Genomic DNA, 234 nt, shown 5'->3' with positions numbered 1-234 from the left:
AGAATGGTGGGTCATGATGGACTTGAACCATCGACCAATGGATTAAAAGTCCACTGCTCTACCAACTGAGCTAATGACCCGCTCTGATGTGCCTAAGCACGCTGCGTAGATCCGCCGATTATAAACCACTCTACTATTCAACGAATAAAGAATGGTGGGTCATGATGGACTTGAACCATCGACCAATGGATTAAAAGTCCACTGCTCTACCAACTGAGCTAATGACCCGCTCTG

The 234-nt window shown here is 46.6% G+C and carries 2 tRNA genes; both read right to left on the bottom strand.

The window, feature by feature from the left end:
- Positions 1-4 precede the first annotated feature (4 nt).
- Positions 5-80: transfer RNA gene (locus tag H5201_RS22930), tRNA-Lys, on the bottom strand.
- 72 nt (positions 81-152) lie between these two features.
- A tRNA-Lys gene (locus H5201_RS22925) sits at positions 153-228 on the bottom strand.
- Positions 229-234: the final 6 nt, after the last annotated feature.

Origin of the sequence: Pseudoalteromonas sp. SG43-6 (assembly GCF_014164365.1) — a bacterium.
Lineage (GTDB): Bacteria > Pseudomonadota > Gammaproteobacteria > Enterobacterales > Alteromonadaceae > Pseudoalteromonas > Pseudoalteromonas rhizosphaerae.
Note: the sequence above shows the minus strand (reverse complement) of the source record. Positions and strands in the feature narration are given on the sequence as shown.